A 25,168-nucleotide genomic window follows, 5' to 3' on the forward strand; every position below is an offset into this window, starting at 1 on the left:
CACCGCGCACCCATAAGGGACGCGGGATTTTGCGTTGCATGGATTTGATCGGCGCCGCTGAGCCGGCAAAAAAAGGGCGCCTCGCGGCGCCCTTGCTGTTTCGGCCATGACTGGGACGGACTAGCCGTCGAGCTTGGCGCCGCTCACCACGGCATGCAGGTCGATCAGCCCGACCATGCGGCTGTCATGGGTGACAATGCCATTGAGCAGTTCGGTATCGACCGAATTGCCCTCGGGCACATTGTGGATGTCCTCGCGCGAGACCGTCAGGATGTCGCTGACCGCATCCACCAGGATGCCGACCCATTTGTCGCCCACGCTCATCACCACCACGACGTGGTTCTTGGTGGGCGAGGTCGGACCGTCGCCGAAACGGGCGCGCAGGTCAAAGATCGGCACGATGGTGCCACGCAGGTTGATCACGCCGCGCACGAACTCGCGGGTATTGGGCAGCGGCGTCGCCCCGTTCCAGGCGCGGATTTCGCGCACGGTGGTGATCTCGACACCATAGGTCTGTTCCCCGATGGAGAACGCGATCAGCTGCATCGAATTGTGAGCGGCGATAGCGGAATTCTCGCCCATGTCGTCGCGCAGATTGAGCGCTTCCATTTCGTCTGCCTTTCTGCCGCCGGTTCTGGACGGCTACGCTTTTACAATCGGCCGTCAGGCCGCATTCTTGTGGATCAGTTGAGTCTTCAGTCCCTGCACATCCACGATCAGCGCGACATTGCCGTCGCCCAGGATCGTGCCGCCGGCGATGCCCTCGACGCGCTCGAAGTTCTCCTCGAGCGACTTGATCACCACCTGCTGCTGGCCAATGATGTCGTCGACGATGAGCGCCACCTTCTGGCTGCCCTCGGCCTCGCACAACACCACAAAGCGGCTGTCCTGATCGGTCTGGCTCTTCATGTCGAAGCGCTTGGCCAGGTCGATCACCTGCACATATTCCCCGCGAACCTGCAGCACCTGGCCGCCGCTGGGCACACGCTCGAAGCTGGCGCGCGACACCTGGATGGTTTCCACGATCGAGGACAGCGGCACCACATAGGGGCTGTCGCCGACCTTGACCAGCATGACATCGAGCACTGCCAGCGTCAGCGGCAGGCGCAGCGTCATGCGCGTGCCCTTGCCGGTGGACGAGCGCACATGCACCGAGCCGCCGATCTTCTTGATATTGCTCAGCACCACGTCCATGCCGACACCGCGACCGGACAGGTCGCTGACTTCGGCGGCCGTCGAGAAGCCAGGCGCGAAGATCAGCTGGTCGATCTGCTCGTCGGTCGGATTGGTATCGGGCGGAATGACGCCCTTGTCGCGCGCCACCTGCAGCACGCGCTCGCGGTTGATGCCGCCGCCATCGTCCTCGACGATGATCAGGATATTGCCACCGGCCTGCTCGGCCGACAGGCGAATGGTGCCCGTCTCGCTCTTACCGCGGCCCAGGCGCACATCGGGCTGCTCGATGCCGTGGTCGGCCGAGTTGCGGATCATATGGGTCAGCGGATCGCTGAGCTGCTCGATCACGGTCTTGTCGATTTCCGTGTTCTCGCCAATGGTCTCGAGCTTGATCTTCTTGCCCGTCTTGGTGGCCAGCTCGCGCACCAGGCGCGGCATGCGCGAGAACACCGATTTGACCGGCTGGGCGCGGATGGCCATCACCGAATCCTGCAGGCCGCGCGTGGTCTGCGCCAGCACTTCAAGGCCGCGCACCAGTTCGGTGTAGCGGGCGCGCAGGGTCTCATCCATCTGCTGGGTGAGCATGGACTGGGTAATCACCAGCTCGCCCACCATGTTGACCACGCGGTCGACCTTGTCGAGGTCGACGCGGATCGACTGCACGCCGACGGCGCGCGTGCCATGGTCTTCGCCCTCGGCGGCCGGAGCGGCAGCCGGCGCGATCGCCGCCGGCTTGGCGCGCGGCGGTGCAACCGGCTTGGGCGGCGGCGCCATGGTTTCAGCCAGCTCGGAAAAGCTCAGGCCCGGCGCTTCTTCAAACTTGTCCTGTGCGGCAGCATCGGCCTTGGGCGCGGCGGCCTTGGCGGCAGGCGCGGCCGGCACGCCCACTTCGTCATCGGCCAGTGCCAGCAGATCCAGTCCATCATCGGCGGCTGCGGCAGGGGCAGCCTTGGCAACGGGGGCCGCCGCAGCGGGCGCGCCAACCTGCGTCACGGTGATGTCGCAGTCGCCTTCGACGAACTCGAAGACTTCCCGGATCGCGGCCTCGGTCACCGTGGGCGAGACAATGCTGATTTCCCAGGTGCAATAGACGGCAAACGGCTCGAAATTGGCCAGCGGCGGAATTTCACCCAGCACGGCGCGGGTATGCATCTGGCCCAGCAGCGCCAGCTCGCGGAACAGCAGCAGCGGATCATTGGCGCGCTCGAACAGCGCGCGATGCGGGGTGAAGGTGACTTCCCAATGGCCCGTTTCGGGCTGCAGCGGCGCGGTATCGAAAGCGTCTTCCGCGGCCGGCGCCTCGGCAACCTCTTCGACGGCGTCCAGATTGACCATCACGGGCGTGAAGTCGATGTCGAACTCTTCGATGCTCTCGCCACCGGTCTCGTCGTCATCGGCAGCCTCGCCGCGCGCCAGGGCGTCGAAGCGCTCCTTTTCCTCCATGCCGTAGTCGGCATCGAGCACGTCGCCGGACTGCGCCGCCTTGACGTGGTCGGCGATGATGTCATTGGCGCGGATGCACAGGGCGCAGACATCGTCGGTCAGCTCGACCCGGCCGTCGCGCACATAATCCAGCAGCGTTTCATAGGCATGGGCGAAACCGACCAGAGCGGAGAAACCGAACGCACCGGCACCACCCTTGATCGAGTGAATGGCCCGGAACACCGCGTTGAGCCGGTCGGAATCGCGTTCGCCCGCCTCGATGGCGGCAAACTGCTCCTCCAGCTCGTTCAGGAGCTCGGAACATTCGTCGAAATAGGTGGCTTTGAAGTCGTCGAGATCGCTCATACGAAACCGTCCAACCCTAGAGGGCTCTGGATGCTTAGTGGACTACACGGTGAATGACGGAGATCAGCTTTTCCGGATCGAACGGTTTGACGATCCAGCCCGTGCCGCCCGCAGCCTTGCCAAGCTCGCGCTTGTCCTGGCTGGTCTCGGTGGTCAGAATCAGGATGGGGAGGCTCTGGTGATTGCCGGTGGCCCGCACATGACGGATGAACTCGATGCCATCCATCACCGGCATGTTGATGTCGGTGATCACCACATCCACCGATTCCTTCATCAGCACGTCCAGGCCCTGCTGCCCGTCTTCAGCCTGCAGGACTTCAAACCCCGCATTGCTCAGCGTGTGATGCAGCATGGCGAGAATTGTTCTCGAATCGTCCACGGTCAGAACGCGCAAAGTCGTCATCCTCTCATCATCCCGGAAAACTGGGCATCAAGGCCCAGCCGCTCGACAGCGGCAGCAAAAGCCGTGCTCGGCTGCTCTATCGCGAATTCAAAATGGTTCCTGCGCGCCGTTTCCGCCGCGCTGATCAGCATGAACAGCGCATTGGTGCTCACCCGCTCCACCGCATTGGCAGAAATAGTCACGGCACCTTCATCAAGCGCATCCACCAGCATGTCGCGGACGCCCTCGAGGGAATCGAGGTCCACGATTGCGGGCAGCGCGACGGATTTTCCGGCCTGTTTGACCATGGCGAATGAGAGCCCCCAGAGTTTCTCCACGGGCAGTTTCCACTGGAACGGTTTAAGAAGTGCTAAATTCCGGTCCGGAACAAACAAGACACGCTGCAGATTGCGTCAAGACAAGGTCTACCAAATCAACATTTGACACATGCCCCTGCAAGGCGTGGCGCAAACCGCTGCGCGCGGTTTTTCTTGCGTTGCACACAGGCTCGGCGCTAGGCAGGCACACCAGCCTCGATCGGACCAGTTATGACTTCATCAATCGCCCTGACCGGACTTGCCCGCGACCTCGCTGCACGGGCGCAAACCGGCAAGCCCATCCGCGTCGGCGTGATCGGGTCGGGTGAAATGGGCACCGATCTGGTGACCCAGATGTCGCTGATGACCGGCATCGAGATGGCGGCCATTGCCACCCGTCGACCGCATACTGCGCTTGAGGCCATGACCATCGCCTATGGCGAGGATTCGCGCGGCAAGGTGGCAGACTCCCCCGCCCAGGCCACTGCCGCCATCGAGGCCGGCAAGATTGCCATCACCTCGGCCGAAACCCTTGTCACCACACCCAATATCGACGTCGTCATCGACGCCACCGGCAAGCCGGGCGTGGCCGCCGACTATGACCTGCTGGCCATGGAACACGGCAAGCATCTGGTGATGATGAACGTCGAGGCCGACGTGACCATCGGGCCCTATCTCAAGGCCCAGGCCGACCGGCTGGGCGTGATCTATTCCGTCGGTGCCGGCGACGAGCCGAGTTCCTGCATGGAGCTCATCGAATTCGTCTCGGCCTTGGGCCTGCCGATCGTGGCGGCCGGCAAGGGCAAGAACAATCCGCTCAAGCATGACGCCGTGCCCGACGACTATCGCGAGGAAGCCACCCGCCGCAACATGAACCCCCGCATGCTGGTGGAGTTCGTGGATGGCTCCAAGACCATGGTGGAAATGGCCGCCATCGCCAATGCCACGGGCCTGGTGCCTGATGTGCCGGGCATGCACGGCCCCAGGACCGACCGCGACGACATGGCCAAGGTGTTGATTCCAAAGGCTGATGGCGGGATTCTGAACAAGATGGGCGTTGTCGACTTCACCGTCGGCAAGGGCGTCGCCCCCGGTGTTTTCGTTATCGTCAAGGCCGAGCACCCCCGCATCATCGAGCGGATGGATGATCTGCACATCGGCCACGGGCCCTATTACGCCTTCTTCCGGCCCTATCACCTGACGAGCCTGGAAGTCCCGCTGACCTGCGCGCGCATCATGCTGCACGGCAAGCCCGACATGGTGCCCCTGCCCAACCCCGTCGCCGAAGTCTGCGCCGTCGCCAAGCGCGACCTCAAGCCGGGCGAAACCTTTGATGCCATTGGGGAAACCTGCTACCGCAGCTATACCATGACCATCGCCGACAGCCGCGCTGCCAAGGCCGTCCCGGTCGGCCTGCTGGAAGGCGGCAAGGTGACCGCCGCGGTCAAGAAGGGCGAATTGCTGACCACGGCCAATAGCCAGCCCGACACCAGCACGCGCCTTTTTGCCCTGCGCCAGGCGCAGGATCGCATGCTGGGCCTGCTCTAGCAGCCCAGTGCGCCAGCAGTCTCTGTTCAGTTCAATCGGCTGACATCGGGTTAGCCCGAACCGCAGCACATCTGTCGCTTGCCCGCAGGCAGGCGGACATGAGAAGAGGATGACACCCTGCGCCCCACCATCCTGGTGGGGACACGTTCAGCCAGAGGCCAGTCCCGTGCACGTCATTCCAACCATCCTCGTCGCCCTGGTGGCGCTGCTGCATCTCTACATCATGGTGCTGGAAATGTTCCTGTGGACCACGCCGCGAGGCCACAAGGCCTTTGGCCTCAGCCCCGAGTTTGCACAGACCACCAAGGTGATGGCCGCCAACCAGGGGCTCTACAACGGCTTCCTGGCCGCCGGGCTGATCTGGGGCCTGGTCTATCCCGATCCCTATTTCGCCTGGCAGATCCAGCTGTTCTTCCTGGCCTGTGTCGCCGTGGCGGGCCTCTTCGGTGCGGCAACCTCGAGCCGCAAGATCCTGTTCATCCAGACCGTGCCGGCGGTGGTCACCATCCTGGCGCTGATCTTCCTCTAGCCCGCCAAACAGCATCGCCATCCCCTGCCGGGGATGGCGAAACGCGCATAGCGATCAGGCCGCGAAGGCCGCCAGGACGCGCACCCAGCTCCGGATGCCGCGGTGGAAGCTCTCGAGATCATATTTCTCGTTGGGGCTGTGGATCTGGTCATCCACATGGGCAAAGCCGATGAGCAGCGTATCGAGCCCCAGGATGCGCTTGAAATCGCCCGCGACGGGAATCGAGCCACCCGAGCCGGTGATGACGGCCGGCTTGCCCCATTCGGCCGAAAGACCTGACAGCGCCTGCTGCAGATGCACGCCATCGCTGGGCACGGTGATCGCCGGCGAGCCGCCATGGGCATGGAAGCTCACCGAGCAATCGGCCGGGATCATTGCCTCGACGTGGCGACGGAACGACGCACGGATCTTTTCGGGATCCATGCCCGACACCAGGCGGAAGCTGATCTTGGCGCTGGCCTTGGCCGGAATGACCGTCTTGAAGCCATCCCCGGTATAGCCACCGATCATGCCATTGATCTCGCAGGTCGGTCGCGCCCAGAGCATTTCGAGCACGCTGCGATTGGCCTCGCCGGCCGGCAGCGACAGCCCGGCTTCGCCCAGGAACGCCTGTTCGTCAAAGCCAAGACCCGCCCACTGCGCCTTGAGCGCCGGGCTGATTTCGGCGACATCGTCGTAAAAGCCGGGCAGCGTCACGCTGCCATCGGGCGCACGCAGGCTGGCGATGATCTCGGCCAGCACCTGATTGGGATTGCGCGCGGCATTGCCGAACATGCCCGAATGCAGATCCTTGTTGGCGCAGGTGACGGTGATCTCCTCGGCCACCAGGCCCCGCAGCATGGTGGTGACCGACGGCGTCTGGCGATCCCACATGTCGGTGTCGCACACCAGCGCCACGTCGGCGGCGCCCAGCACATCCCTGTTGGCTTCCATGAAGGGGGGCAGGTTCTTGCCGCCGCTTTCTTCCTCGCCTTCAAGCATCAGCGAGATGCGCACCGGCAGCGACCCGGTCGCCGCCTTCCAGGCGCGGCAGGCTTCGATAAAGGTCAGCATCTGGCCCTTGTCGTCCGAAGCGCCACGCGCCACGATGATCTTGCGGCCTGCTGCATCGGTGGTCAGCACCGGCTCGAACGGGTCGCTATGCCACAGCGCCAGCGGATCGACCGGCTGCACATCATAATGGGCATAGAACAGCACATGCGGCCCCGCCTGCTCGGGCCCATGGGCCACCACCACCGGATGGCCGGGCGTGGCATGCGCCTTGGCGGCAAAGCCCATACCGTCCAGCTCCTGCACCAGCCAGTCGGCGGCGCGCTGGCATTCGGCGGCATAGGCCGGGTCGGTTGAGATGGACTTGATGCGCAACAGGCCATAGAGGCGTTCCAGGCTCTGCTCGAGCCCGGCATCGACTGCGGCAAGGACCTGGTCAACAGCGGCGGCTTTGGTGTCAGACATCAATGCGATTCCTTTTTGCCGCCACACTGTCCAAGCCGACCCGCCCTGTCCAGCCTTGCTTGTCTCGGCGACGGGGAGCGGCTAGTTCATATAGTAACACTAATGACCGCCGCCGGAACGGCAGCCACGCCAAGAGGGGAACATGCCATGGCCAGCCCACCGCAGGATCAGCGCACATCGGGCGAGCTGATGGCCGCCATCGCCGGGCGGGTGCCGCTGCGCAACCTGCATTCCCAGGTGCTCTGGCATCTGGGCGTGGCCATTGTGCGCGGCGACTATCCCGAAGGCTCGATTCTCCCCTCCGACAGCGAACTTCTGCAGCAATTCGCTGTGTCGCGCACAGTGCTGCGCGAGGCGCTCAAGACCCTGGCCGCCAAGGGCATGATCGAGGCGCGCGCCCGCATCGGCACCCGCGTGCTGCCGCATGCGCGCTGGAACCTGTTTGATGCCGACGTGCTGGCCTGGCACTTCGAATCCGGCCCCGATCTCGCCTTTCTGCGCAGTCTCTCGGAAATCCGCATCGGCATCGAGCTGGAATCGGCGGCGCTGGCCGCCGGGCGCCGCACGCCGGAACAGGCCGAAGCCCTGCTCGACTGCGCGCGCCGCATGGGCGAGGCGGCAACGCCTGAAGAATTCGCCCGCACCGACCTTGAGTTCCACCGCACCGTGGCCGAGGCGACGGGCAATCCCTTCATGGCCTCGATCAGCACGCTGGTGGAACTGGCCCTGACGGCCGCTTTCACCTTCAGCTCGCCGGTGCGCGACCCCCAGGCCATGGAGGCCACCGTGGCCGCCCATGCCCGCATTGCCCAGGCCATAAAGGCCGGCGACGCCGACGAGGCGCGCGACGCGATGAAAGCCGTGATCAGCACAGGCTTTGCCCGCGCAGCTGCCCGCATGGAGGGCGAAGGCGCCTGAGGGCGCCCGGGCAGCCCAATTCGTTTCAAGTCCAGAGTGACGCGATCTAGTCGCGGTCGTCTTCGTCGTCATCCACCCGATCGGGCAGGTCGCTGCGCGATGTGGATGCCAGCTCTTCGAGCTCGGCCTCGCTCATGCTGTCAAACATCTCCCGGGAGGCGCCGACCAGCGCGTCCGGCTTGGTCTCGCCACGCTTGGCCGAAAGGGCGGCACCGGCCGCCTTCTGCTGGGCCTTTGATCGTGCGGGCATGGGTCACTCCTTTTCGTGTTGATTGCTGGCCTTGGTTTGGCTTGCCTCGCCGGGCAGCGCGCCTGCCCGATAGCGATGGCCGACACCATGCGACAGCCGCCGCAGCAGCCACAGCACCACCACCGCCAGCACGGTGGAAAGGATCGCCAGGGGCAAAAGCCCGATGCCACAGGCCAGCCCGATCGCACCGGCCATCCACATGCCGGCGCCCGTGGTGAGCCCGGTGACCCGCACGCCCGAGGTGATGATCGAGCCGGCAGCCAGAAAGGCTACGCCCGCCGTCACCGCCTCGATCAGGCGCAGCGGATCGGTCTGCACGGTGGCGCCACCGCCGGAGTGATCCGCCATGATTTCAGCCGCAATGATGGTGAACAGGCAGGCCGCCATGGCGACAATCATATGCGTGCGCAAACCGGCCGAATTGGCATGAATCTCGCGCTCGAAACCGATCGCCGCGCCCAGGCCGGCAGCAAACAGCAGCCGCAGCACGGCCACCTCGATATGGACGGCAACAAAGGGGTCGCGAAACTCGTCGCTCAGCAGCTGCGCTGCGTTTTCGAACATGGGCATGCTCCGGGGGTGCGTTTCTTTTCAAACCCGCGTGAGGCCGGTCTGTTCCAGAAAACAGGCAAAAAACTTCGGAACAAATGCCGCGCTCACCGGTTTACCCCATGAAGATGCCGCCGCGCCAGACCTGCTGACGCCCGCACCGCGATGCTCGCGCATCCACTGCACGGCGACGACACCGGCGGACCGCTCTGGTCCCCACGCGCCCCGGCACTTTCATCGCCCCCCTTTGCAGGGGGACATATGTCAAACCCAAAGGAGGACATTATGGATCACAGCACCCACACGCTTCTGCCGCGCCAGGACATCAACCAGGCCGTTCTCGCCGACGCCCCCATCTATGGCGCCGACGACCACAAGGTGGGCACCATCTCCCATGTGCATCAGTCGGCCAATCGCACCGATATCGTCGTCGATGTCGGCGGCTTTCTCGGCCTGGGCGCCAAGCCCGTGCTGATCAATGCCGACCAGGTCCGCCTGATGCGCGACGAAAAGGGCGAGGTCCACGGCGCGACCAGCTGGACCAAAAAGCAGCTCGAGGACATGCCCGAGCACAAGGACTAAGCGTCCCGCTGCCAAGCCGGTAATCCGGCGGCATGTTAGCCTGGCGGCGCGGCTGGTCCGCGCCGTCTTTCTATCCCGTGGGCCATGCCGGCACCGGCCGTGCAGCAGGCGCATTCCCCTCAGGCCTCGCATCTGCGAGCCAAAAGGTGTATGATCACGGAACTTATTAGCCAAGACCGGTAGCTCCAATGGATCGCAACGGGAAGCCAACGCCGCCAGATGCGCTCGATCTCTCCAAGCCAGAGACGTCCACGGGCGCCGATATCAGTGCCAAGGCGCGCGGCATCATGGCCGCCGCTGCAGCCGAGCCCGTGCCTGACCGGCTCAGGATATTGGCGCTAGCGCTCGGCGAAGTGCTCGAAACGCCAGCTGCCAACGCGCAGCGCCCGCCAAAGACCCGCCGCGGCACCCACTAGCACAGGAAAAAGGCGCCTGCGCATTTCAGCGCCGGCGCCTGCAAGAACCCCGAAAATTGCTGTGATCAGTCCTGATCGAGCGTGTCACGCAGCGCGGCACGGCCCCGGTTGACCCGGCTCTTGATGGTGCCGATGTCGCAGCCCAGGATCTGTGCCGCCTCGATATAGCTCTCGCCCAGCACGGCAACCAGCATCAGGGCTTCGCGGTACTGGCTGGGCAGATCGGCCATGGCCGCTTCCATCTCGCGCATGCGCAAATGCCAAGTCTGCGTCTCGGCACTGGCCTGCGGCTCCACCGAGATACAGTCCTTTTCACCGGTGGGCTCGCGCACGCGCTGGCTCCAGTTGGTGTAGAAGCGGTTGCGCATGATGGTGAAGAGCCAGGCGCGCAGATTGGTGCCGGCTTCGAACTGGTCGGCGCGCTCGATGGCGCGCAGCAGCGTCTCCTGCACCAGATCATCGGCCTCGACCTGGTTGCGGCACAGCGAACGGGCAAAGATACGCAGGGCCGGAATATAGCCGACAATCTCTTCGCCACGGCGCTGACCGGCAGCCTTGGACGCATTGACGTCACCACTTTCTGGCTGCGTCGACAGATCGTCGTCGCAAACCTGCGACGTCGGGGCGATCCCGCGCCAGGCGGGGGCAGTCGTCGTCAATTTCTGAGCGCTGGTCATCCACTGGGGCATGTAGGTCTCCTGTTCCAGGTCTCGCCGGCCGCGTCTTGGCAAATAAGCCCGGGCGCCTCGCGGGATATCTTCAGGTGATCTGCAATCAGCAGGAAGCCGGATTGCTTTCATTGATATTGATAGGGACCATAGTGGTTTATTTTGTGGCAAGGAAAAGGACTTGCTGAGGCAAGGCCATTGCTGGCGGCCGCGACAGGCAAGGCGCCGATAGTCTGGCGCACCTCCCCACAGCCCGTCTGCACCGCCTGCGGCAAGGGGCGAGACGCCCCCGATAGCAAGAAATGCACGCCGATATTCAGGCACGTGCCAGCGGAAAAATCCTTTTCAATTCAGCGCCATAGACAGGGTCTGCCGCTGCATGTCCAACCGCACCCCGCGTTTTTTTCGACGTCGCTCGGGAACAATCTGCGCCCCCGCCGGTTGGACTGATCGTAGGTCGACGACAGGCGGCGCAGACATCTCCCCCGATGCTGACGCGGCTGACACGGCGACCACCCACCAGGCCGGGCTGCACTTCTTGCGTCCTGGCCATCCGGTGGGGCGCCGCAGGTGCACTGGCTCCCTCAGCCAGACGCGCCTGTGGCCGGCCTCACCGTTCAACCCGCGCCGCCGCGGCCCGGCGGCACGTCTCGAAAGGATATTTCGATGAAGAATCTTCTTGTTACGACGGCCCTTGTCACTCTGCTGGCTGCCGGCCCCGCCCTGGCCCAGGACACCAAGACCCCTGCCGCTGGCGCTGACGCCACCGTGACCACCGACACGACCGTCACCACCGAGGCTGCGCCGGCCGCACCGGCCGCTGAAGTGACCACCCAGACCGAGGCTGCTCCCGCGGCTGAAGTGACCACCGACGCCCAGGTTGCGGCCCCGGCCATGCCCGAGATCAATGCCCCCGAGGGCTTCGTCCGCCAGGACGTGGTGCTGACCGCCGATGATCTGATCGGCGCCACCATCTATGATGCCAATGGCGACTCGATCGGCAATGTGAGCGATCTGGTGTTTGATTCCAGCGCCGCCGTGGAAACCACGGTTCCGGGTACGGAAGCCGCTCCCGCCGATGCCATGCAGCCTGCCGATGGCATGGCCGCAGACCCTGCCGCGTCGGCTGATGCAGCCGTGACGGCCGATCCCGCGGCACCTGCCGCCGAGGCCGATGCTGCTGCCTCGATGACCCCGCAGACCATCACCCACGCGGTGGTCGATGTCGGCGGCTTCCTGGGCATGGGCCAGCACCGCTCGGCAGTGCCGGTTTCGGATCTGACGGTCTATACCAATGACAGCGAGACCCGGGTTTACCTGCCCTGGACGCGCGAGCAGATCGAAGCCCTGCCGGTCTATGACGAAAACGATCCGGCAACCCTGGGCGCCACCACTTCGACCATGGCCAACTAAGCCGGCAATGCGCGCAGCCTAGTCTGCGCGCAAGCCATCAAGGCCCCTGGAGCCCCGTGCTCCAGGGGCTTTTTGTGGGCGACGCATTGCACCGCGAGCGGGGGCAAGACCCCAGGCCCCTGGTCACTCCACGAGGCGGGCGAGTTCGGGCTTCAGCCCTCGCAGCGCCGCTTCCACAGGCTGTTTCTGCGCCTCGAACCGTGCCGCCGGGACGGGAACCGACACCGCATGGATGTCCCCAACCCAGTCCCGGAAGGCAATGCCGATGGCGCAGATGCCCTCGGTGTGTTCGCCCAGATCATAGGCCAGGCCGCTCTGGCGCACCTGTTCGATCGTGGCCATGACGTCGGCGACACTCTCGCTGCGCTGGCGGCGGGACAGCTCCTGCCGGATGAGCTTTTCGGCCTTGTCATTGTCCAGCATGGCCAGGCACGCCCTTCCATTGGCCGTGGTGGTCAAGGGAAACACCTCGCCCACGGACGAGACGGCGCGAAGCCGGTGCGTGCCGGGTACCTGGTCGAGAAAGATCATGCCGCCCGCCCGCAGCACCGAAAGATCGGCGGTTTCACCGGTGCGTTGCGACAGCTCCGACAGCAGCAGGCGGCAGCTTTCGACGATATTGTAGCGGGCCGCCCCGGCAAGCGCCTGCAGCTCGGGGCCGAGGCGCAGCCCGCCAGTGGGGCCGGTGGCGATGACCAGCCGCTCGGTCTGCAGGGCCGCCACGATGCGCTGCACCGTTGAGCGCGCCAGACCCACCTGTTCGGCAATCTGCCCAAGGCTCATGCCGGTCGGCTTGTCCTTGAGGGCCCGCAATATGGCGGCAGCGCGCGCTATGACCTGGATGCCGCTTCGCGATGCGTCGCCCTCGGACGCCTCGGCGGCAGAATCTACCTTCGACAATTTGAACACTCCAAAACCCGCAATACGATACAATGTAACCGTATTGCGGAAATATGTTGACCGCAATGCGGTGCGGTCGTATCACTTTAGGCAAGAAGGCGGGGAGGAACCAGCCTTAGATTTATGAGAAATGCGCCCCGGTGGCGCCACGAGGAGGCATGTCCAAATGACCGTCACCATCAGGGGTATCGACTTCCAGGCCAACCTGGACAACGCCATGGGGCTCGAGTTCTACAACCTCAGCCATCGCTTCGGTTTCCAGAACCCCAACTGGCCCTATTTCCAGGACACGCAGATCGAGCGCATCCACTACATGGCCAAGTCGGGCGTGCTGAGCCAGCGCATCACCACCACGATGCATGCCACCACCCATATCGACGCACCGGCCCATGTGGTGCAGGGCACGCCCTTCATCGACGAGGTTCCCCTACCGCATTTCTTCGGCTCGGGCATCGTGGTCTCGCTGCCCAAGAAGAAGTGGGAACCCATCACCGGCGAGGATCTCGAAAAGGCCTGCGGCCATGTGATCCGCAAGAATGACGTGCTGATCATCAACACCGGCTGGCACAAGCAATATGAGGACGGCGACTACTTCGCCTATTGCCCCGGCTTCGTGCCATCGGCGGGTGAATGGATGGTGCAGAAGGGCATCAAGGTCGTCGGCCATGACACCCAGGCCAATGACCATCCCCTGGCCACCGCCATCGGGCCGCAGCGCAACGGCCCCTTGCTGCCCCATCTCAAGGAAGAATACTTCGAATGGTCCGGCGGGCGGGACTGGAAGGACGACTTCCCGCTCTGGGAGCCGGTGCACCAGATCCTGTTCAAGGCCGGTATCCTGGGCATCGAAAATGTCGGCGGCGACCTCGATGCGGTCACCGGCAAGCGCTGCACCTTTGCCTTTTTCCCCTGGAACTGGGACCGCGGCGACGGCTGCATCATCCGGCTGGTCGCCATGATCGACAAGGCCCAGAGCTACCGGATCGAAGCTGGCGAGTCCTTCTGATGCTGGTCAAACGCTTCGCCGACGCGCAACCTTACCAGGCGCCGAACCATCACGGTGTCGTCGGCCTGCGGCTGCAGGGCTTCGAGCCGGGTGGTCCGGTCAATCAATGGGTTGGGCTTTCCCGCTTCGACCCCGGTGGGGGAGCAGGGCCGGACAGCACGCCCTTTGAGAAAGTCTATGTGGTGCTCGAGGGGGAGCTGACGGTCCGGGTGGGCGGAGTGGAGACGGTGCTCAGCAAGTGGGACAGCTGCACGATTGCGCCCGACGAGGTGCGCGAAATCATCAATGCTTCTGATGGCGTCTGCGCCATCATCGTGGTCATCCCCTATCCACCGGTGACAACATGAGTGCTTTTGCCAATCCAGCCCAGCTGTTCGACATTGCCGGCAAGGTCGCCGTCATCACCGGGGCGTCGGGCGCCTTCGGGGCAGTTGCGGCGCGCACACTGGCGGGCGCCGGCTGCCGCCTGGTGCTTGCCGCCGGCAAGGCCGACCTTCTGTCCCAGATCGTTGCGGAATGCACAGCCCTTGGGGCCGAGGTGGTGGGCGTCAACCAGCGTCCCGACAGCGAAGCCGCCTGCCAGGCCCTGATGCAGGCAGCAACAGATGCATTCGGCGCCCTCGATATCCTCGTGGTCGCCTCGGGCATGAACAAGGTTGCCAAGATTGCCGACATGCCGGTCAGCGATTTTGCGCAGGTGATCGATGCAAATGTGACCCAGTCCTGGATGCTGGCGCGGGCAGCAACACCGATCATGCAGGCCCAGGGCAGCGGCAAGATCGTGCTGATGTCTTCGGCCCGGGGCCTTTTGGGTCATCCGGCCGGCTACACCGCCTATTGCGCCTCCAAGGCTGCCGTGGACGGCATAACCCGGGCCCTGGGCTGCGAACTGGGCCCGATGGGCATCACAGTCAATGCCATCGCACCGACCGTGTTCCGCTCGCCTCTGACCGCCTGGATGTTTGCCGACGCGCCAGAGGCCGAGACGGTGCGGACAGGCTTCCTGTCCCGCGTGCCCAAGGGGCGGTTGGGCGAGCCCGAGGACCTCATCGGTCCGCTGCTGTTCCTGGCCTCCAAGGCCTCCGATTTCTACACCGGCCACGTCCTTTATGCGGACGGCGGCTATACGGCGGGATGATGATGGAAAACCAGCGCGTCGCAGTCATCGGTGCAGGATTGATGGGACACGGCATCGCGCTCTGCCTGGCCCGCGCCGGACATGCCGTTGCCGTCCATGACCCGGTCGCCGCATCGCTGGATGCGCTGGGTGACCGGATCGCCGAAAGCATGGCGTTGATTGGCGAAAGCGAACAGATCGCCGCAGTCCTGGCGCGGATTGAGGCGACGGACTCCCTGGACAAGGCCGTCGCAGACGCCACCTTTGTCACCGAGGCCGCGCCCGAAAACCTGGCGCTCAAGCAGGAGATCTTCGCACGGCTGGAACGCGCCGCCCCGCGCGATGCCATTCTGGCCTCCAACACCTCGGTCCTGCCGATCACCGCGATAACGGCGCAGATGACCACCGGCGACCGGGCCGTGGGCACCCATTGGTGGAATCCGCCGCACCTGATCCCGCTGGTCGAGGTCATCCGCACCAAGGCCACCAGCCAAGCAACGGTCGCGACCACCATGAGCTTGCTGGCCGACGCGGGAAAATCGCCCGTCCGGGTGGAAAAGGATGTCCCCGGCTTTATCGGCAATCGCCTGCAGCACGCCCTGTGGCGCGAGGCCATCTCGCTGGTCGAGCACGGTATCTGCGACGCAGCCGCTGTCGATACGGTGATCAAGGCCAGCTTCGGACGCCGCCTGGCGGTGCTGGGCCCGCTCGAGAATGCCGATCTGATCGGGCTCGATCTGACCCGTGCGATACATGAGAACGTGCTGGCCGATCTGGAGGCCAGCCCCGCACCATCGCCCTACCTCACGGACCTGATTGCCCAGGGACGGCTGGGGATGAAGGCTGGATCGGGTTTCCACGAATGGACCGAACAGGACGCCGACGCCGCCCGGCAACGGGTTGCCCGGCATCTTGTCCAGTTGAACAGGACTATGCCGAGATAACTGCAGCAAGACCGCTGCGTGGAACAAGGCCGAAGCGCCGACCATGCAAGCGGAACAGGAGGAAGAACAATGGGATCCAAGCTAAGCCTTCTCAGACCAAACCGCCGTGCCTTCATGGCGGGAAGCGCCAGCGCATTGGCCATGCCGGCCATCCTGCACGCCACGCGCGCCTATGCTGCCGAACCGGTGATCCGGATTGGCCATGTGAGCCCGCGCACCGGCCCGCTGGCCGGCTTTGCAGAGGCCGATGACTATGTGCTGGAGGCCATCAACGCCAAGTTTGCCGGGGGCCTGGAAAACAACGGCAAGCGCTGGGCCGTCGAGATCATCTCCAAGGACAGCCAGTCCAACCCCAATCGCGCCGCCGAAGTGGCCTCCGAACTCATCCTCGACGATGAAGTCGACATCATCGTTGCAGCCTCCACGCCCGACACTGTCAATCCGGTGTCCGACCAGGCCGAGGCCAATGAGGTGCCCTGCATCACCACCGACTGCCCCTGGCAGCCCTATTTCTTCGGGCGTGGCGGTGTCCCCGGCCAGGGCTTTGCCAGCACCTATCACTTCTTCTGGGGCCTTGAAGACGTGATCGCCGCCTTCCTCGATCTCTGGGGCAAGGCGGGAGTCTCCAAGACGGTCGGCGGGCTGTTTCCCAATGATGCCGATGGCAATGCCTGGGGCGATGCGGAACTGGGCTTTCCCAAGCCGCTGGCTGCAGCAGGCTACACCCTGGTCGATCCCGGTCGCTATCAGCCGCTGACCGATGATTTCTCCGCCCAGATCTCGGCCTTTCGCGACGCCAATTGCGAGATCGTCACCGGCAATATGATCCCGCCCGACTTTGCCACCTTCTGGGCCCAGTCGGCCCAGCAGGGCTTCGCCCCCAAGGTGGTGACCATCGGCAAGGCGCTCCTGTTCCCTTCGGTGATCGAAAGCCTGGGCGCGCGTGGCGACGGCCTGAGTTCGGAGATTTGGTGGTCGCCCGACCACCCCTTCGCGTCGAGCCTGACCGGCGTCAGCGCCCGCGAGCTCGCCGAAGGCTACGCCGCCGCGACCGGCCGCCCATGGACGCAGCCCATCGGCTTCAAGCACGCCCTGTTCGAGGTCGTTGCCGATGTGATTGCCCGCACGGCGGACCTGGAGGACAGTCAGGCCATCATCGCCGCCATCGCCGACACCCAGCTGTCGACAATCGTGGGCGAGGTGAACTGGTCAAAGGGCCCGATCAACAACGTGACCAAGACGCCGCTGGTCGCCGGCCAGTGGCAGCGGAACGGGGAGGCCTTCGACCTCAAGATTACGGCCAACGCGTCCTATCCCGATATTCCGCTGACCGGCGAAATGAAGCTGCTCTAGTCCGGCCGGCCCGCCCCGCGCGGGACAGCCGCCACCAACCGTGGAAGTGCGTTATGGCGACCATTCTGCAACTCGACCAGGTCAGCAAGGCTTTCGGCGCCGTCACCGTCGCCGATGGCCTGAGCTATCAGCTGCAGTCGGGCGAGGCATTGGGCGTGATCGGGCCGAACGGGGCGGGCAAGACCTCCATGTTCAACCTGATCACCGGCACCATGTCCCCCGATAGCGGCCGGATCGTCCTGGCGGGCGAAGACATCACCCGCATGTCTGCGGCCCGGCGCTGTAGGGCCGGCATTGCCCGCTCCTTCCAGGTGCCGCAGCCGTTTGGCGGCATGACCGTATTCGAGAATGCGATGGTTGCCGCGACTCAGGGCGCCGACCTGTCGCTGCGCGCTGCGGAGCGCCATTGTCTGCAAATTCTCGAACAGACCCAGCTGATCGCCAAGGCCAATGTGCCCGCGGGCAAGCTGACCCTGCTCGAGCGCAAGCGGCTGGAACTGACCCGCGCCCTGTGTGCCAAGCCCAAGCTGCTGCTGCTCGACGAGATCGCCGGCGGGCTGACCGAGGGCGAGTGCATTGCGCTGGTTGAGACCATCAAGGCCGTCCACGCCGGCGGCATGACCATCATCTGGATCGAACATGTCGTGCATGCCCTGCTGTCGGTGGTGGACCGGCTGGTGGTGATCGACTTCGGCCGCAAGGTTGCCGACGGCGAGCCGCAGCAGATCATGGCGAGCCAGCAGGTGCAGGAAATCTATCTGGGGATCGACGCCAATGGTTGAGCCCCTGCTTGTCGTTGCGGGCCTTGATGCCCACTACCGGGACTTCCAGGCGCTCTATGGCGTCGACCTGCAGGTCGATCCCGGCGAAGTCATTGCCATCATCGGCGCCAACGGCGCCGGCAAGACCACGCTGATGGCATCGATCGCCGGCCTGTTGCCCAATCGCCCGGACGCGATCCGCTACAGGAACGAGCCGATCGGCCGCCTGCGGGCCGACCAGGTCGCAGCCCGCGGCATCGCGCTGGTTCCCGAGGGACGGCAATTGTTCCCCTCCCTGTCGGTCGAGGAAAACCTCCTCATCGGCGGCCAGCTGGGGCGCCCCGGACCATGGTCGCTCGAGACCGTGTTTGAGCTCTTTCCTATCCTGAGGGAGCGTCGCGCCACCGCATCCACGGCGCTCTCGGGCGGCCAGCAGCAAATGGTGGCTATCGGGCGGGCGCTGATGTCCAACCCGGACCTGCTGCTGCTGGACGAGATCAGCCTGGGCCTGGCGCCCGTGATCATCAAGACCATCTACGAGGCGCTGCCGGGCATCATCGGCACCGGCATGAGCGCGATCATCGTCGAGCAGGATATCGGCAAGGCGCTCGCGGTCAGCCAGCGCGTCTATTGCCTCCAGGAGGGGCGCGTTTCCCTCCAGGGCCATTCCAACCAATTGACGCGCGCCCAGATCAGCCGCGCCTATTTCGGAGTATAGCGTCCATGGATTGGCTCAACGCCATAGTGCAGGGATGCCTGCTGGGAGGGCTCTACGCCTTGTTCGCCGCGGGCCTCAGCCTGATTTTTGGGGTGATGCGGCTGGTCAACATCGCCCATGGCGATCTCATCGTCCTGGCCGCCTACCTGGGCCTGACAGTGACCGGCGCCCTGGGCCTGCACCCCCTGATGTCCCTTCTGATTGTCATCCCCGCCATGGCCCTGATCGGCTACGTCCTGCAACGCGGCATCCTCAACCGCACCATCGGCGACGACCTGCTCGCCCCGCTGCTGGTGACCTTCGGCCTCTCGGTCATCCTGCAGAACGGCCTGCTCGAGGTCTTTTCGGCCGACCCGCAGAAGATGAATGCCGGCGCGCTGGAAACCGCGAGCATCCCGGTGGGCGGCATCACGCTGGGGGTGCTGCCGGTGCTGATGTTCCTCACCGCCGTCGGCGTGATCGCCGGCCTGCAATGGATGTTCTACCACACGGCCCTGGGGCGCGCCTTCCGGGCGACATCGGACAATCAGGCGATTGCCCAGCTGATGGGGCTCAACCGGGCGCATGTCTTCGGCCTGGCCATGGCGCTGGCACTGGCGGTCACCGGCATCGCCGGCGTGTTCCTGGGCATTCGCACCAGCTTTGATCCCTCCATCGGTGGCGGCCGACTGATCTTCGGCTTCGAGGCGGTGATCATCGGCGGGCTCGGCAATCTGTGGGGCACCTTGCTGGGCGGCATCATCCTGGGTGTGAGCCAGGCCGTCGGCGCGCAGATCAACCCCGGCTGGCAACTGCTGGCCGGCCATATCGCTTTCCTGGTCCTGCTGGCCGTTCGCCCAAAGGGCCTGTTTCCGAGGATGGACGGATGAGCGCGTCACGCTACAGAATCGTCCAGAGCTCGGCGGCCAGCCGGGTGGCGGCCACGCTGGGCCTGATCGTCCTGGCGGCGCTGGTTCTGGCCCCCTATTGGGCGGGTCGCTCCGACCTGCGGCTGCTGGGCGAAATCCTGCTCTATCTGTCCCTTGCAAGCCTGTGGAACCTGCTGGCCGGCTATGCCGGTCTGGTCTCGGTGGGCCAGCAGGCCTTTGTGGGCCTGGGCGGCTATGCACTGTTCGGGCTGACCATATTTGGCGGGCTCAACCCGATTGTCGCCGTGCTTGCCGCCGGCGTGATCGGGGGCCTTGTCGCCATGCCGGTGGCGGCCCTGATCTTCCGCTTGCGGGGGGCCTACTTTGCCATCGGCACCTGGGTGATGGCCGAAGTGTTCCGTCTGGTCGCGGCGCAGGTCTCTGCCCTGGGTGGCGGCTCCGGCACCAGCCTGCCGACGGCGGTGGTGCAATCCATCGCCGATGGGCGCGATGCCCGCGAAGCCACAAGCTACTGGCTGGCACTGGCCATGGCCGTTCTGGTACTGGCGGTGATCTATGCCGTGCTGCGCTCGCGCAAGGGGCTCGCGCTCACCGCAATCCGGGACAACGAACTGGCGGCCCGCAGCCTGGGCATCGATATCTGGCGCACCAAATTCACCATCTACGTCATCGTCGGCGCGCTGACGGCCGCCGTCGGAGCCCTGATCTTTCTGCAGAAGCTGCGCATCTCTCCCGATGCCGCCTTCAGCGTCAACGACTGGACGGCCTTCGTCATCTTCATCGTCGTGATCGGCGGCATCGGTACGGTCGAGGGACCCATCATCGGGGTCATCGTCTTCTTCCTGCTGCGCGAGACCCTGGCCGATCTGGGAACCACCTACCTGATCATTCTGGGCACCTTCGCCATCGGCGTCATGCTGCTGGCGCCCAAGGGCCTGTGGGGCATGGTGCGGGCCCGCAGCGACATCCAGCTTTTTGCGCTGCGCCGCAAGGTCGTGGCTAAACTCAAGGACTGACCAGCATGGCCAAGCGCGCCAAGACCATCATCACCTGCGCCATCACGGGCGCCATCCACACCCCGACGATGTCGGATGCCTTGCCCTATACGGCCACCGACATCGCCCAGCAGGCCGAGGACGCGGCAAAGGCCGGCGCCGCGATCCTGCACCTGCATGCCCGCCGACCGCACGACGGCGGCGTCTCGATCGATCCCGATCATTTTGCCGCCTTCCTGCCCCGCATCAAGCAGGCGACGAATGCGGTGATCAATATCTCGACGGGCGGCAGCCTGCAGAACACGATCGAGGAACGCCTCGCCCCAGCGCGCCGCTTTTCGCCAGAAATGTGCTCGCTCAACATGGGCTCGATGAACTTCTCCTTCCATCCGCTGGCCAAGCGCTACGAGACCTGGAAGTTCGACTGGGAGAAGGCCTATGTCGAAAACTCGGACAGCTTCATCTTCCGCAACACCTTCCGCGACATTGCCACCGTCGCCAAGGCGCTGGGGGACGAGCACAGCGTCAAGTTCGAGCACGAATGCTACGATGTCGGCCACCTCTACAATCTCAAGTTCTGCATGGACACCGGCCTGTTCAAGGCACCCATCTTCATCCAGTTCATCTTCGGCATCCTGGGCGGCATAGGCCCGGAACTGGACAATCTGGTCTTCATGAAGCGCACCGCCGACCGCCTCTTCGGCGATGACTACCAATGGTCTGTGCTTGGCGCGGGCGGCGCCCAGATTCCCCTGGCGACCTCGGCCAGCCAGCTGGGCGGCAATGTCCGTGTCGGGCTCGAGGACAGCCTGTTCATTTCGCGCGGCAAGCTGGCAGAGAGCAACGCCCAGCAGGTCGCCAAGATTCGCCGCATCGTCGAAGACCTGGGCTGCCAGATCGCCACGCCCGACGAGGCTCGGGACATGCTGCAGCTCAAGGGCGCCGACAGGGTTGCCTTCTAGACCGATCATGCAGGGGTCGCGATGCGCACAGCAAAAACACGGCGTGGCCTTCGGCGATGGTGGCGCATCCTGCGCAGGGTCGATCGCGAATGTCGCCGTGACATAGCGCAGGCCAAGGCCGACCAGTCCAGCGCACCGGTGAACCGGCCGGGCTGGGCAGGCCTCTACACCGACCTCAAGCAGTGGCGATCCAGAGACCTGGCCGGACTGCCATTCGGCTAGCAATCGATCCGCTGTCCCTACGCCGCCAGCGCGCGCGTCCTTTGTTCACTCACTTGTAGGTGGAGAACCAGGCGATCAGCTCGGCCGTGTTGCGCACCCCCACCAGACGCATCATGCGCAGGCGGTGGGCTTCAACGGTGCGTTTGCTGAGGCCAATCTCGGCTGCGATCGCCGCATTGGTCTTGCCCTGCGCAACAAGGGTCAGGATCTGCCGCTGCCGTCCGGTCACCTTGGCCTCGGTCACCGGCCGGTTCATCGGCTCGAAGCAATAGAGGGCTTCGGCAAACGGATCGGCGCTGTTGCGGGACCGGCCATTGACCCGGCACCAGAAGCGATGGCCATCCGCGCCCTCCATGACCCGCTCGTCGTAATAGACCTGCCCGCCTGGGAGGTGGCTGCGCCACATCTGGCCGGTGCGGACGAAATCGGCCAGCGCCGGGTAAAGACGGGAGAAACTCTGGTCGATCAGCTCGGCGCGCACGAAGCCGAACAGCGCCGCGAACTCGGCATTGCAGTCGCGGATGATGCGATGGGTGGCAAACACCATCGGGACGGGAATGTCGCCCAGCCCAAAGCGCATCGCCGGGCGATCGGGGGCCGGAGGGGAAGCTGTCGCCATAGCGTATAAATACGACTAACCGGGGCGCACAGGCAAGACTTAACCTTTTCCCGACGGCGGGCTGCGGGGAGCGGCCCGGCCGACATCAGAGCAGACACCGAGGAGGACGGGAGATGCAAAAGGTCTATGCGGACGCTGCGGCGGCCATGGCTGGCATGCTGGCGGACGGGATGGTGATCATGTCGGGCGGCTTTGGCCTGTGCGGCATTCCAGAAGCCCTGATTGCGGCGATCCGGCAGTCAGGGGTCAGGGACTTGACCGTCATTTCCAACAATGCTGGCGTCGATGGCATCGGGCTGGGCACCTTGCTGGAGACGCGGCAGATCAGGAAGATGATCTCGTCCTATGTGGGCGAGAACAAGCTGTTTGCCGAGCAGTTCCTGTCAGGGGAGCTTGAGCTCGAATTCACGCCGCAGGGCACCCTGGCTGAACGCATCCGCGCCGGCGGCGCAGGCATTCCCGCCTTCTTCACCAAGACCGGCGTGGGCACCATCATCGCCAATGGCAAGGAAGTGCGCAGCTTTGACGGCGAGGACTATGTGATGGAGCGCGGCCTGGTGGCCGATGTCGCCATCGTCCATGCCTGGAAGGGCGATACGGAGGGCAACCTCGTGTATCGCAAGACCGCGCGCAACTTCAATCCGATGATGGCGACGGCCGGCAAGGTGACCATTGCCGAGGTCGAGCATCTGGTCGAACCCGGTGAGATTGAACCCGACCAGATCCACACGCCGGGCATCTTTGTATCGCGGCTGGTGCATGTACCCGGCCCGGTCAAGCATATCGAGCAGCGCACCGTGCGCGCCCGCGTCGCGGCGGAGGTGAACTGATGGCCTGGACCCGCGACCAAATGGCCGAACGCGCAGCGCGCGAACTGCAGGACGGCTTTTATGTCAATCTCGGCATCGGCATACCCACGCTGGTTGCCAACTACATCCCTGATGGGATCGACGTCAGGTTGCAGAGCGAAAACGGCATGTTGGGCATGGGGCCGTTTCCCTTCGACGGCGAAGAGGACGCGGACCTGATCAATGCCGGCAAGCAGACCATCACTGCGCTGCCGATGACCAGTTTCTTTTCCAGTGCCGACAGCTTCGGCATGATCCGTGGCGGACATATCGACCTGTCCATCCTGGGCGCCATGCAGGTGGCCGAGAATGGCGACCTGGCCAACTGGATGATCCCCGGCAAGATGGTCAAGGGCATGGGCGGCGCCATGGATCTGGTGGCCGGCGTCAAGCGCGTCGTGGTGGTGATGGAGCATGAGGCCAGAGGCGAGGCCAAGCTGCTCAAGACCTGCACGCTGCCGCTGACCGGGCGGCGTGTCGCCGACATGGTGATCACCGACCTGGGGGTCTTCACCCTCGAGCGGCGGGGAGAACCACGCATGGTGCTGATCGAGCTGGCAGATGGGGTGAGCGTGGACGAGATTGCCGCCAAGACGGAAGCCAGCTTCAGCGTCGCACAGAGCCTGAAGGTGCCGGCATGAGCGACATTGTCATTGTTGGCGCGGCGCGGACGGCCGTCGGATCGTTCATGGGCGCACTGTCCACTGTGCCGGCCCAGGCGCTGGGCGCCACGGCCATTGACGCAGCGCTGGCACGCGCCGGCGTTCCGGCACGGGACGTGGATGAGGTGATCCTGGGACAGGTGTTGACGGCGGGGCTCGGCCAGAACCCGGCCCGGCAGGCAGCGACGCGCGCCGGCGTTCCACACGGGGCCACCGCCTGGAGCCTCAACCAGGTGTGCGGGTCGGGTTTGCGTGCCGTGGCACTGGGCATGCAGCAGATCGCCATGGGTGATGCCCGCATCATTGTCGCGGGCGGGCAGGAATCGATGTCGCTGGCCCCGCATTGCCAGAACCTGCGAGCGCCCGCCAAGATGGGCGCGGTCACGCTGGTCGACACCATGCTGGAAGACGGCCTGATCGACGCCTTCGGCGGCTATCACATGGGCATTACCGCCGAGAACGTGGCGCGCCAGTTCGGCATCGACAGGGCGGCGCAGGATGGCTTCGCGCTGGCCTCGCAGCACAAGGCTGCGGCAGCCCAGCAGGACGGGCGGTTCAAGAGCGAGATCGCACCGGTGACGGTCAAGGGCCGCAAGGGCGACGTGGTGGTCGACAGCGATGAATATATCCGCGCCGATGCCAGTGCCGAAGCCCTGGCCAGGCTCCGCCCCGCCTTCGACAAGGATGGCACGGTGACCGCGGGCAATGCCTCGGGCATCAATGACGGCGCAGCCGCCCTGGTGCTCATGCATGCCGACGAGGCAGCACGGCGCGGGCTGTCCCCGCTGGCCCGCATTGCCAGTTGGGCAACGGCAGGCGTCGACCCCGCGGTGATGGGGACGGGGCCGATCCCGGCCTCGACCCGGGCGCTGGAAAAGGCGGGCTGGACTGCGGCAGACCTTGATCTGATCGAAGCCAATGAAGCCTTTGCGGCGCAGGCCTGCGCGGTCAACCAGGCCATGGGCTGGGATCCTGAGCGGGTCAACGTAAATGGCGGCGCCATCGCCATCGGACATCCAATCGGCGCATCGGGCGCGCGGGTGCTGGTGACGCTGCTGCACGAACTTGCCCGGCGCGGCGGGCACAAGGGCCTGGCAACACTGTGCATCGGTGGCGGCATGGGCGTGGCCCTGTGTGTCGAGCGGCCCTGACTGGACTCAGCGCGCGCCGTGCCGCCGGCAAGGACGCGGACGCGGCTGCG

29 protein-coding genes are annotated in these 25,168 nt (G+C 64.9%); 19 read left to right on the forward strand and 10 right to left on the reverse strand.

The genetic code is table 11. The features are described 5' to 3' along the window. Positions 1-120: 120 nt before the first annotated feature. Genes K1177_RS13635 through K1177_RS13650 form a run of 4 tightly spaced genes read right to left on the reverse strand, consistent with a single transcriptional unit; the run spans position 121 to position 3,741 of the window. Entirely contained in the window at positions 121-609 is a 489-nt protein-coding gene (locus K1177_RS13635; RefSeq protein ID WP_224703919.1) for a chemotaxis protein CheW, read from the reverse strand. A gap of 54 nt (positions 610-663) precedes the next feature. After that, a complete protein-coding gene (locus K1177_RS13640; RefSeq protein WP_224703920.1) occupies positions 664-2,964 on the reverse strand; it encodes a chemotaxis protein CheA in 2,301 nt (766 codons plus the stop codon). Between the two features lie 34 nt (positions 2,965-2,998). Beyond that, positions 2,999-3,367, reverse strand: coding sequence for a response regulator (locus K1177_RS13645; RefSeq protein ID WP_224703921.1), 369 nt, complete (start codon positions 3,365-3,367; stop codon positions 2,999-3,001). Next, positions 3,364-3,741 carry an STAS domain-containing protein gene (locus K1177_RS13650; RefSeq protein WP_224703922.1) on the reverse strand — a complete coding sequence of 126 codons (378 nt, stop codon included), beginning with the start codon at positions 3,739-3,741 and terminating at the stop codon, positions 3,364-3,366. Before K1177_RS13650 ends, K1177_RS13645 begins: the two co-directional genes overlap by 4 nt. Positions 3,742-3,894: 153 nt before the next feature. Between K1177_RS13650 and K1177_RS13655 the strand changes: the two genes are divergently transcribed. Beyond that, positions 3,895-5,211 carry an NAD(P)H-dependent oxidoreductase gene (locus K1177_RS13655; protein ID WP_224703923.1) on the forward strand — a complete coding sequence of 439 codons (1,317 nt, stop codon included), beginning with the start codon at positions 3,895-3,897 and terminating at the stop codon, positions 5,209-5,211. Between the two features lie 166 nt (positions 5,212-5,377). Continuing rightward, the gene (locus tag K1177_RS13660) at positions 5,378-5,740 is read left to right on the forward strand and encodes a DUF1304 domain-containing protein (protein ID WP_224703924.1); all 363 of its coding nucleotides are present in this window, start codon (positions 5,378-5,380) and stop codon (positions 5,738-5,740) included. Between the two features lie 54 nt (positions 5,741-5,794). On the opposite strand, the gene K1177_RS13665 is transcribed toward K1177_RS13660, so the two are convergent. Then, a complete protein-coding gene (locus tag K1177_RS13665; RefSeq protein WP_224703925.1) occupies positions 5,795-7,195 on the reverse strand; it encodes a M20/M25/M40 family metallo-hydrolase in 1,401 nt (466 codons plus the stop codon). 147 nt (positions 7,196-7,342) lie between these two features. Here K1177_RS13665 and K1177_RS13670 point away from each other — a divergent pair, with 147 nt between their 5' ends. Next, a complete protein-coding gene (locus K1177_RS13670) occupies positions 7,343-8,113 on the forward strand; it encodes a FadR/GntR family transcriptional regulator (RefSeq protein ID WP_224703926.1) in 771 nt (256 codons plus the stop codon). A 46-nt stretch (positions 8,114-8,159) separates the two neighbouring features. On the opposite strand, the gene K1177_RS13675 is transcribed toward K1177_RS13670, so the two are convergent. Together K1177_RS13675 and K1177_RS13680 are read right to left on the reverse strand one after the other, a co-directional pair. Next, positions 8,160-8,363: a DUF3008 family protein gene (locus K1177_RS13675; RefSeq protein ID WP_224703927.1), complete on the reverse strand. Its 204-nt coding sequence runs from the start codon at positions 8,361-8,363 to the stop codon at positions 8,160-8,162. Between the two features lie 3 nt (positions 8,364-8,366). Continuing rightward, positions 8,367-8,927: an MgtC/SapB family protein gene (locus K1177_RS13680; RefSeq protein ID WP_224703928.1), complete on the reverse strand. Its 561-nt coding sequence runs from the start codon at positions 8,925-8,927 to the stop codon at positions 8,367-8,369. 270 nt (positions 8,928-9,197) lie between these two features. On the opposite strand from K1177_RS13680, the gene K1177_RS13685 reads away from it, so the two are divergent. Both K1177_RS13685 and K1177_RS13690 read left to right on the forward strand, forming a co-directional pair. After that, entirely contained in the window at positions 9,198-9,494 is a 297-nt protein-coding gene (locus K1177_RS13685; protein ID WP_224703929.1) for a PRC-barrel domain-containing protein, read from the forward strand. A gap of 188 nt (positions 9,495-9,682) precedes the next feature. After that, positions 9,683-9,910, forward strand: coding sequence for a hypothetical protein (locus K1177_RS13690; RefSeq protein WP_224703930.1), 228 nt, complete (start codon positions 9,683-9,685; stop codon positions 9,908-9,910). Positions 9,911-9,975: 65 nt separating this feature from the next. Here the strand turns inward: K1177_RS13690 and K1177_RS13695 are convergent, their stop codons facing one another. After that, complete coding sequence (locus K1177_RS13695; RefSeq protein ID WP_224703931.1) at positions 9,976-10,599, reverse strand: sigma-70 family RNA polymerase sigma factor; 624 nt, start codon at positions 10,597-10,599, stop codon at positions 9,976-9,978. Between the two features lie 645 nt (positions 10,600-11,244). Between K1177_RS13695 and K1177_RS13700 the strand changes: the two genes are divergently transcribed. Next, positions 11,245-11,991 carry a PRC-barrel domain-containing protein gene (locus tag K1177_RS13700; RefSeq protein ID WP_224703932.1) on the forward strand — a complete coding sequence of 249 codons (747 nt, stop codon included), beginning with the start codon at positions 11,245-11,247 and terminating at the stop codon, positions 11,989-11,991. 123 nt (positions 11,992-12,114) lie between these two features. Here the strand turns inward: K1177_RS13700 and K1177_RS13705 are convergent, their stop codons facing one another. Beyond that, complete coding sequence (locus tag K1177_RS13705; RefSeq protein ID WP_224703933.1) at positions 12,115-12,891, reverse strand: IclR family transcriptional regulator; 777 nt, start codon at positions 12,889-12,891, stop codon at positions 12,115-12,117. Between the two features lie 166 nt (positions 12,892-13,057). On the opposite strand from K1177_RS13705, the gene K1177_RS13710 reads away from it, so the two are divergent. From K1177_RS13710 to K1177_RS13755, 10 genes are all read left to right on the forward strand, one after another. Beyond that, positions 13,058-13,897: a cyclase family protein gene (locus K1177_RS13710; protein ID WP_224703934.1), complete on the forward strand. Its 840-nt coding sequence runs from the start codon at positions 13,058-13,060 to the stop codon at positions 13,895-13,897. After that, on the forward strand, positions 13,897-14,244 hold the full coding sequence (locus K1177_RS13715; RefSeq protein ID WP_224703935.1) for a cupin domain-containing protein: 348 nt from the start codon (positions 13,897-13,899) through the stop codon (positions 14,242-14,244). The genes K1177_RS13710 and K1177_RS13715 overlap by 1 nt, the downstream gene beginning before the upstream one ends. After that, on the forward strand, positions 14,241-15,035 hold the full coding sequence (locus tag K1177_RS13720; RefSeq protein WP_224703936.1) for an SDR family NAD(P)-dependent oxidoreductase: 795 nt from the start codon (positions 14,241-14,243) through the stop codon (positions 15,033-15,035). Before K1177_RS13715 ends, K1177_RS13720 begins: the two co-directional genes overlap by 4 nt. Before the next feature lie 2 nt (positions 15,036-15,037). Beyond that, a complete protein-coding gene (locus tag K1177_RS13725) occupies positions 15,038-15,958 on the forward strand; it encodes a 3-hydroxyacyl-CoA dehydrogenase family protein (protein WP_224703937.1) in 921 nt (306 codons plus the stop codon). Between the two features lie 69 nt (positions 15,959-16,027). Continuing rightward, positions 16,028-17,311 carry an ABC transporter substrate-binding protein gene (locus K1177_RS13730; RefSeq protein WP_224703938.1) on the forward strand — a complete coding sequence of 428 codons (1,284 nt, stop codon included), beginning with the start codon at positions 16,028-16,030 and terminating at the stop codon, positions 17,309-17,311. A 53-nt stretch (positions 17,312-17,364) separates the two neighbouring features. Beyond that, positions 17,365-18,093, forward strand: coding sequence for an ABC transporter ATP-binding protein (locus K1177_RS13735; RefSeq protein ID WP_224703939.1), 729 nt, complete (start codon positions 17,365-17,367; stop codon positions 18,091-18,093). Continuing rightward, positions 18,086-18,790, forward strand: a complete 705-nt coding sequence (locus tag K1177_RS13740) for an ABC transporter ATP-binding protein (RefSeq protein WP_224703940.1) — start codon at positions 18,086-18,088, stop codon at positions 18,788-18,790. The genes K1177_RS13735 and K1177_RS13740 overlap by 8 nt, the downstream gene beginning before the upstream one ends. 5 nt (positions 18,791-18,795) lie before the next feature. After that, positions 18,796-19,659, forward strand: coding sequence for a branched-chain amino acid ABC transporter permease (locus tag K1177_RS13745; protein WP_224703941.1), 864 nt, complete (start codon positions 18,796-18,798; stop codon positions 19,657-19,659). Beyond that, positions 19,656-20,675 carry a branched-chain amino acid ABC transporter permease gene (locus K1177_RS13750; RefSeq protein WP_224703942.1) on the forward strand — a complete coding sequence of 340 codons (1,020 nt, stop codon included), beginning with the start codon at positions 19,656-19,658 and terminating at the stop codon, positions 20,673-20,675. Before K1177_RS13745 ends, K1177_RS13750 begins: the two co-directional genes overlap by 4 nt. Positions 20,676-20,680: 5 nt before the next feature. Then, entirely contained in the window at positions 20,681-21,616 is a 936-nt protein-coding gene (locus K1177_RS13755) for a BKACE family enzyme (protein WP_224703943.1), read from the forward strand. A gap of 271 nt (positions 21,617-21,887) precedes the next feature. Here K1177_RS13755 and K1177_RS13760 read toward each other — a convergent pair whose 3' ends face one another. Further along, positions 21,888-22,418: a helix-turn-helix transcriptional regulator gene (locus K1177_RS13760; RefSeq protein ID WP_224703944.1), complete on the reverse strand. Its 531-nt coding sequence runs from the start codon at positions 22,416-22,418 to the stop codon at positions 21,888-21,890. Positions 22,419-22,570: 152 nt separating this feature from the next. On the opposite strand from K1177_RS13760, the gene K1177_RS13765 reads away from it, so the two are divergent. Genes K1177_RS13765 through K1177_RS13775 form a run of 3 tightly spaced genes read left to right on the forward strand, consistent with a single transcriptional unit; the run spans position 22,571 to position 25,118 of the window. Further along, on the forward strand, positions 22,571-23,287 hold the full coding sequence (locus tag K1177_RS13765) for a CoA transferase subunit A (protein WP_224703945.1): 717 nt from the start codon (positions 22,571-22,573) through the stop codon (positions 23,285-23,287). Beyond that, the gene (locus K1177_RS13770) at positions 23,287-23,946 is read left to right on the forward strand and encodes a 3-oxoacid CoA-transferase subunit B (protein WP_224703946.1); all 660 of its coding nucleotides are present in this window, start codon (positions 23,287-23,289) and stop codon (positions 23,944-23,946) included. Before K1177_RS13765 ends, K1177_RS13770 begins: the two co-directional genes overlap by 1 nt. Next, on the forward strand, positions 23,943-25,118 hold the full coding sequence (locus K1177_RS13775) for an acetyl-CoA C-acetyltransferase (protein ID WP_224703947.1): 1,176 nt from the start codon (positions 23,943-23,945) through the stop codon (positions 25,116-25,118). The genes K1177_RS13770 and K1177_RS13775 overlap by 4 nt, the downstream gene beginning before the upstream one ends. Positions 25,119-25,168 lie beyond the last annotated feature (50 nt).

The sequence above is a fragment of the Devosia aquimaris genome (genome assembly GCF_020169335.1).
Taxonomy (GTDB): domain Bacteria; phylum Pseudomonadota; class Alphaproteobacteria; order Rhizobiales; family Devosiaceae; genus Devosia; species Devosia aquimaris.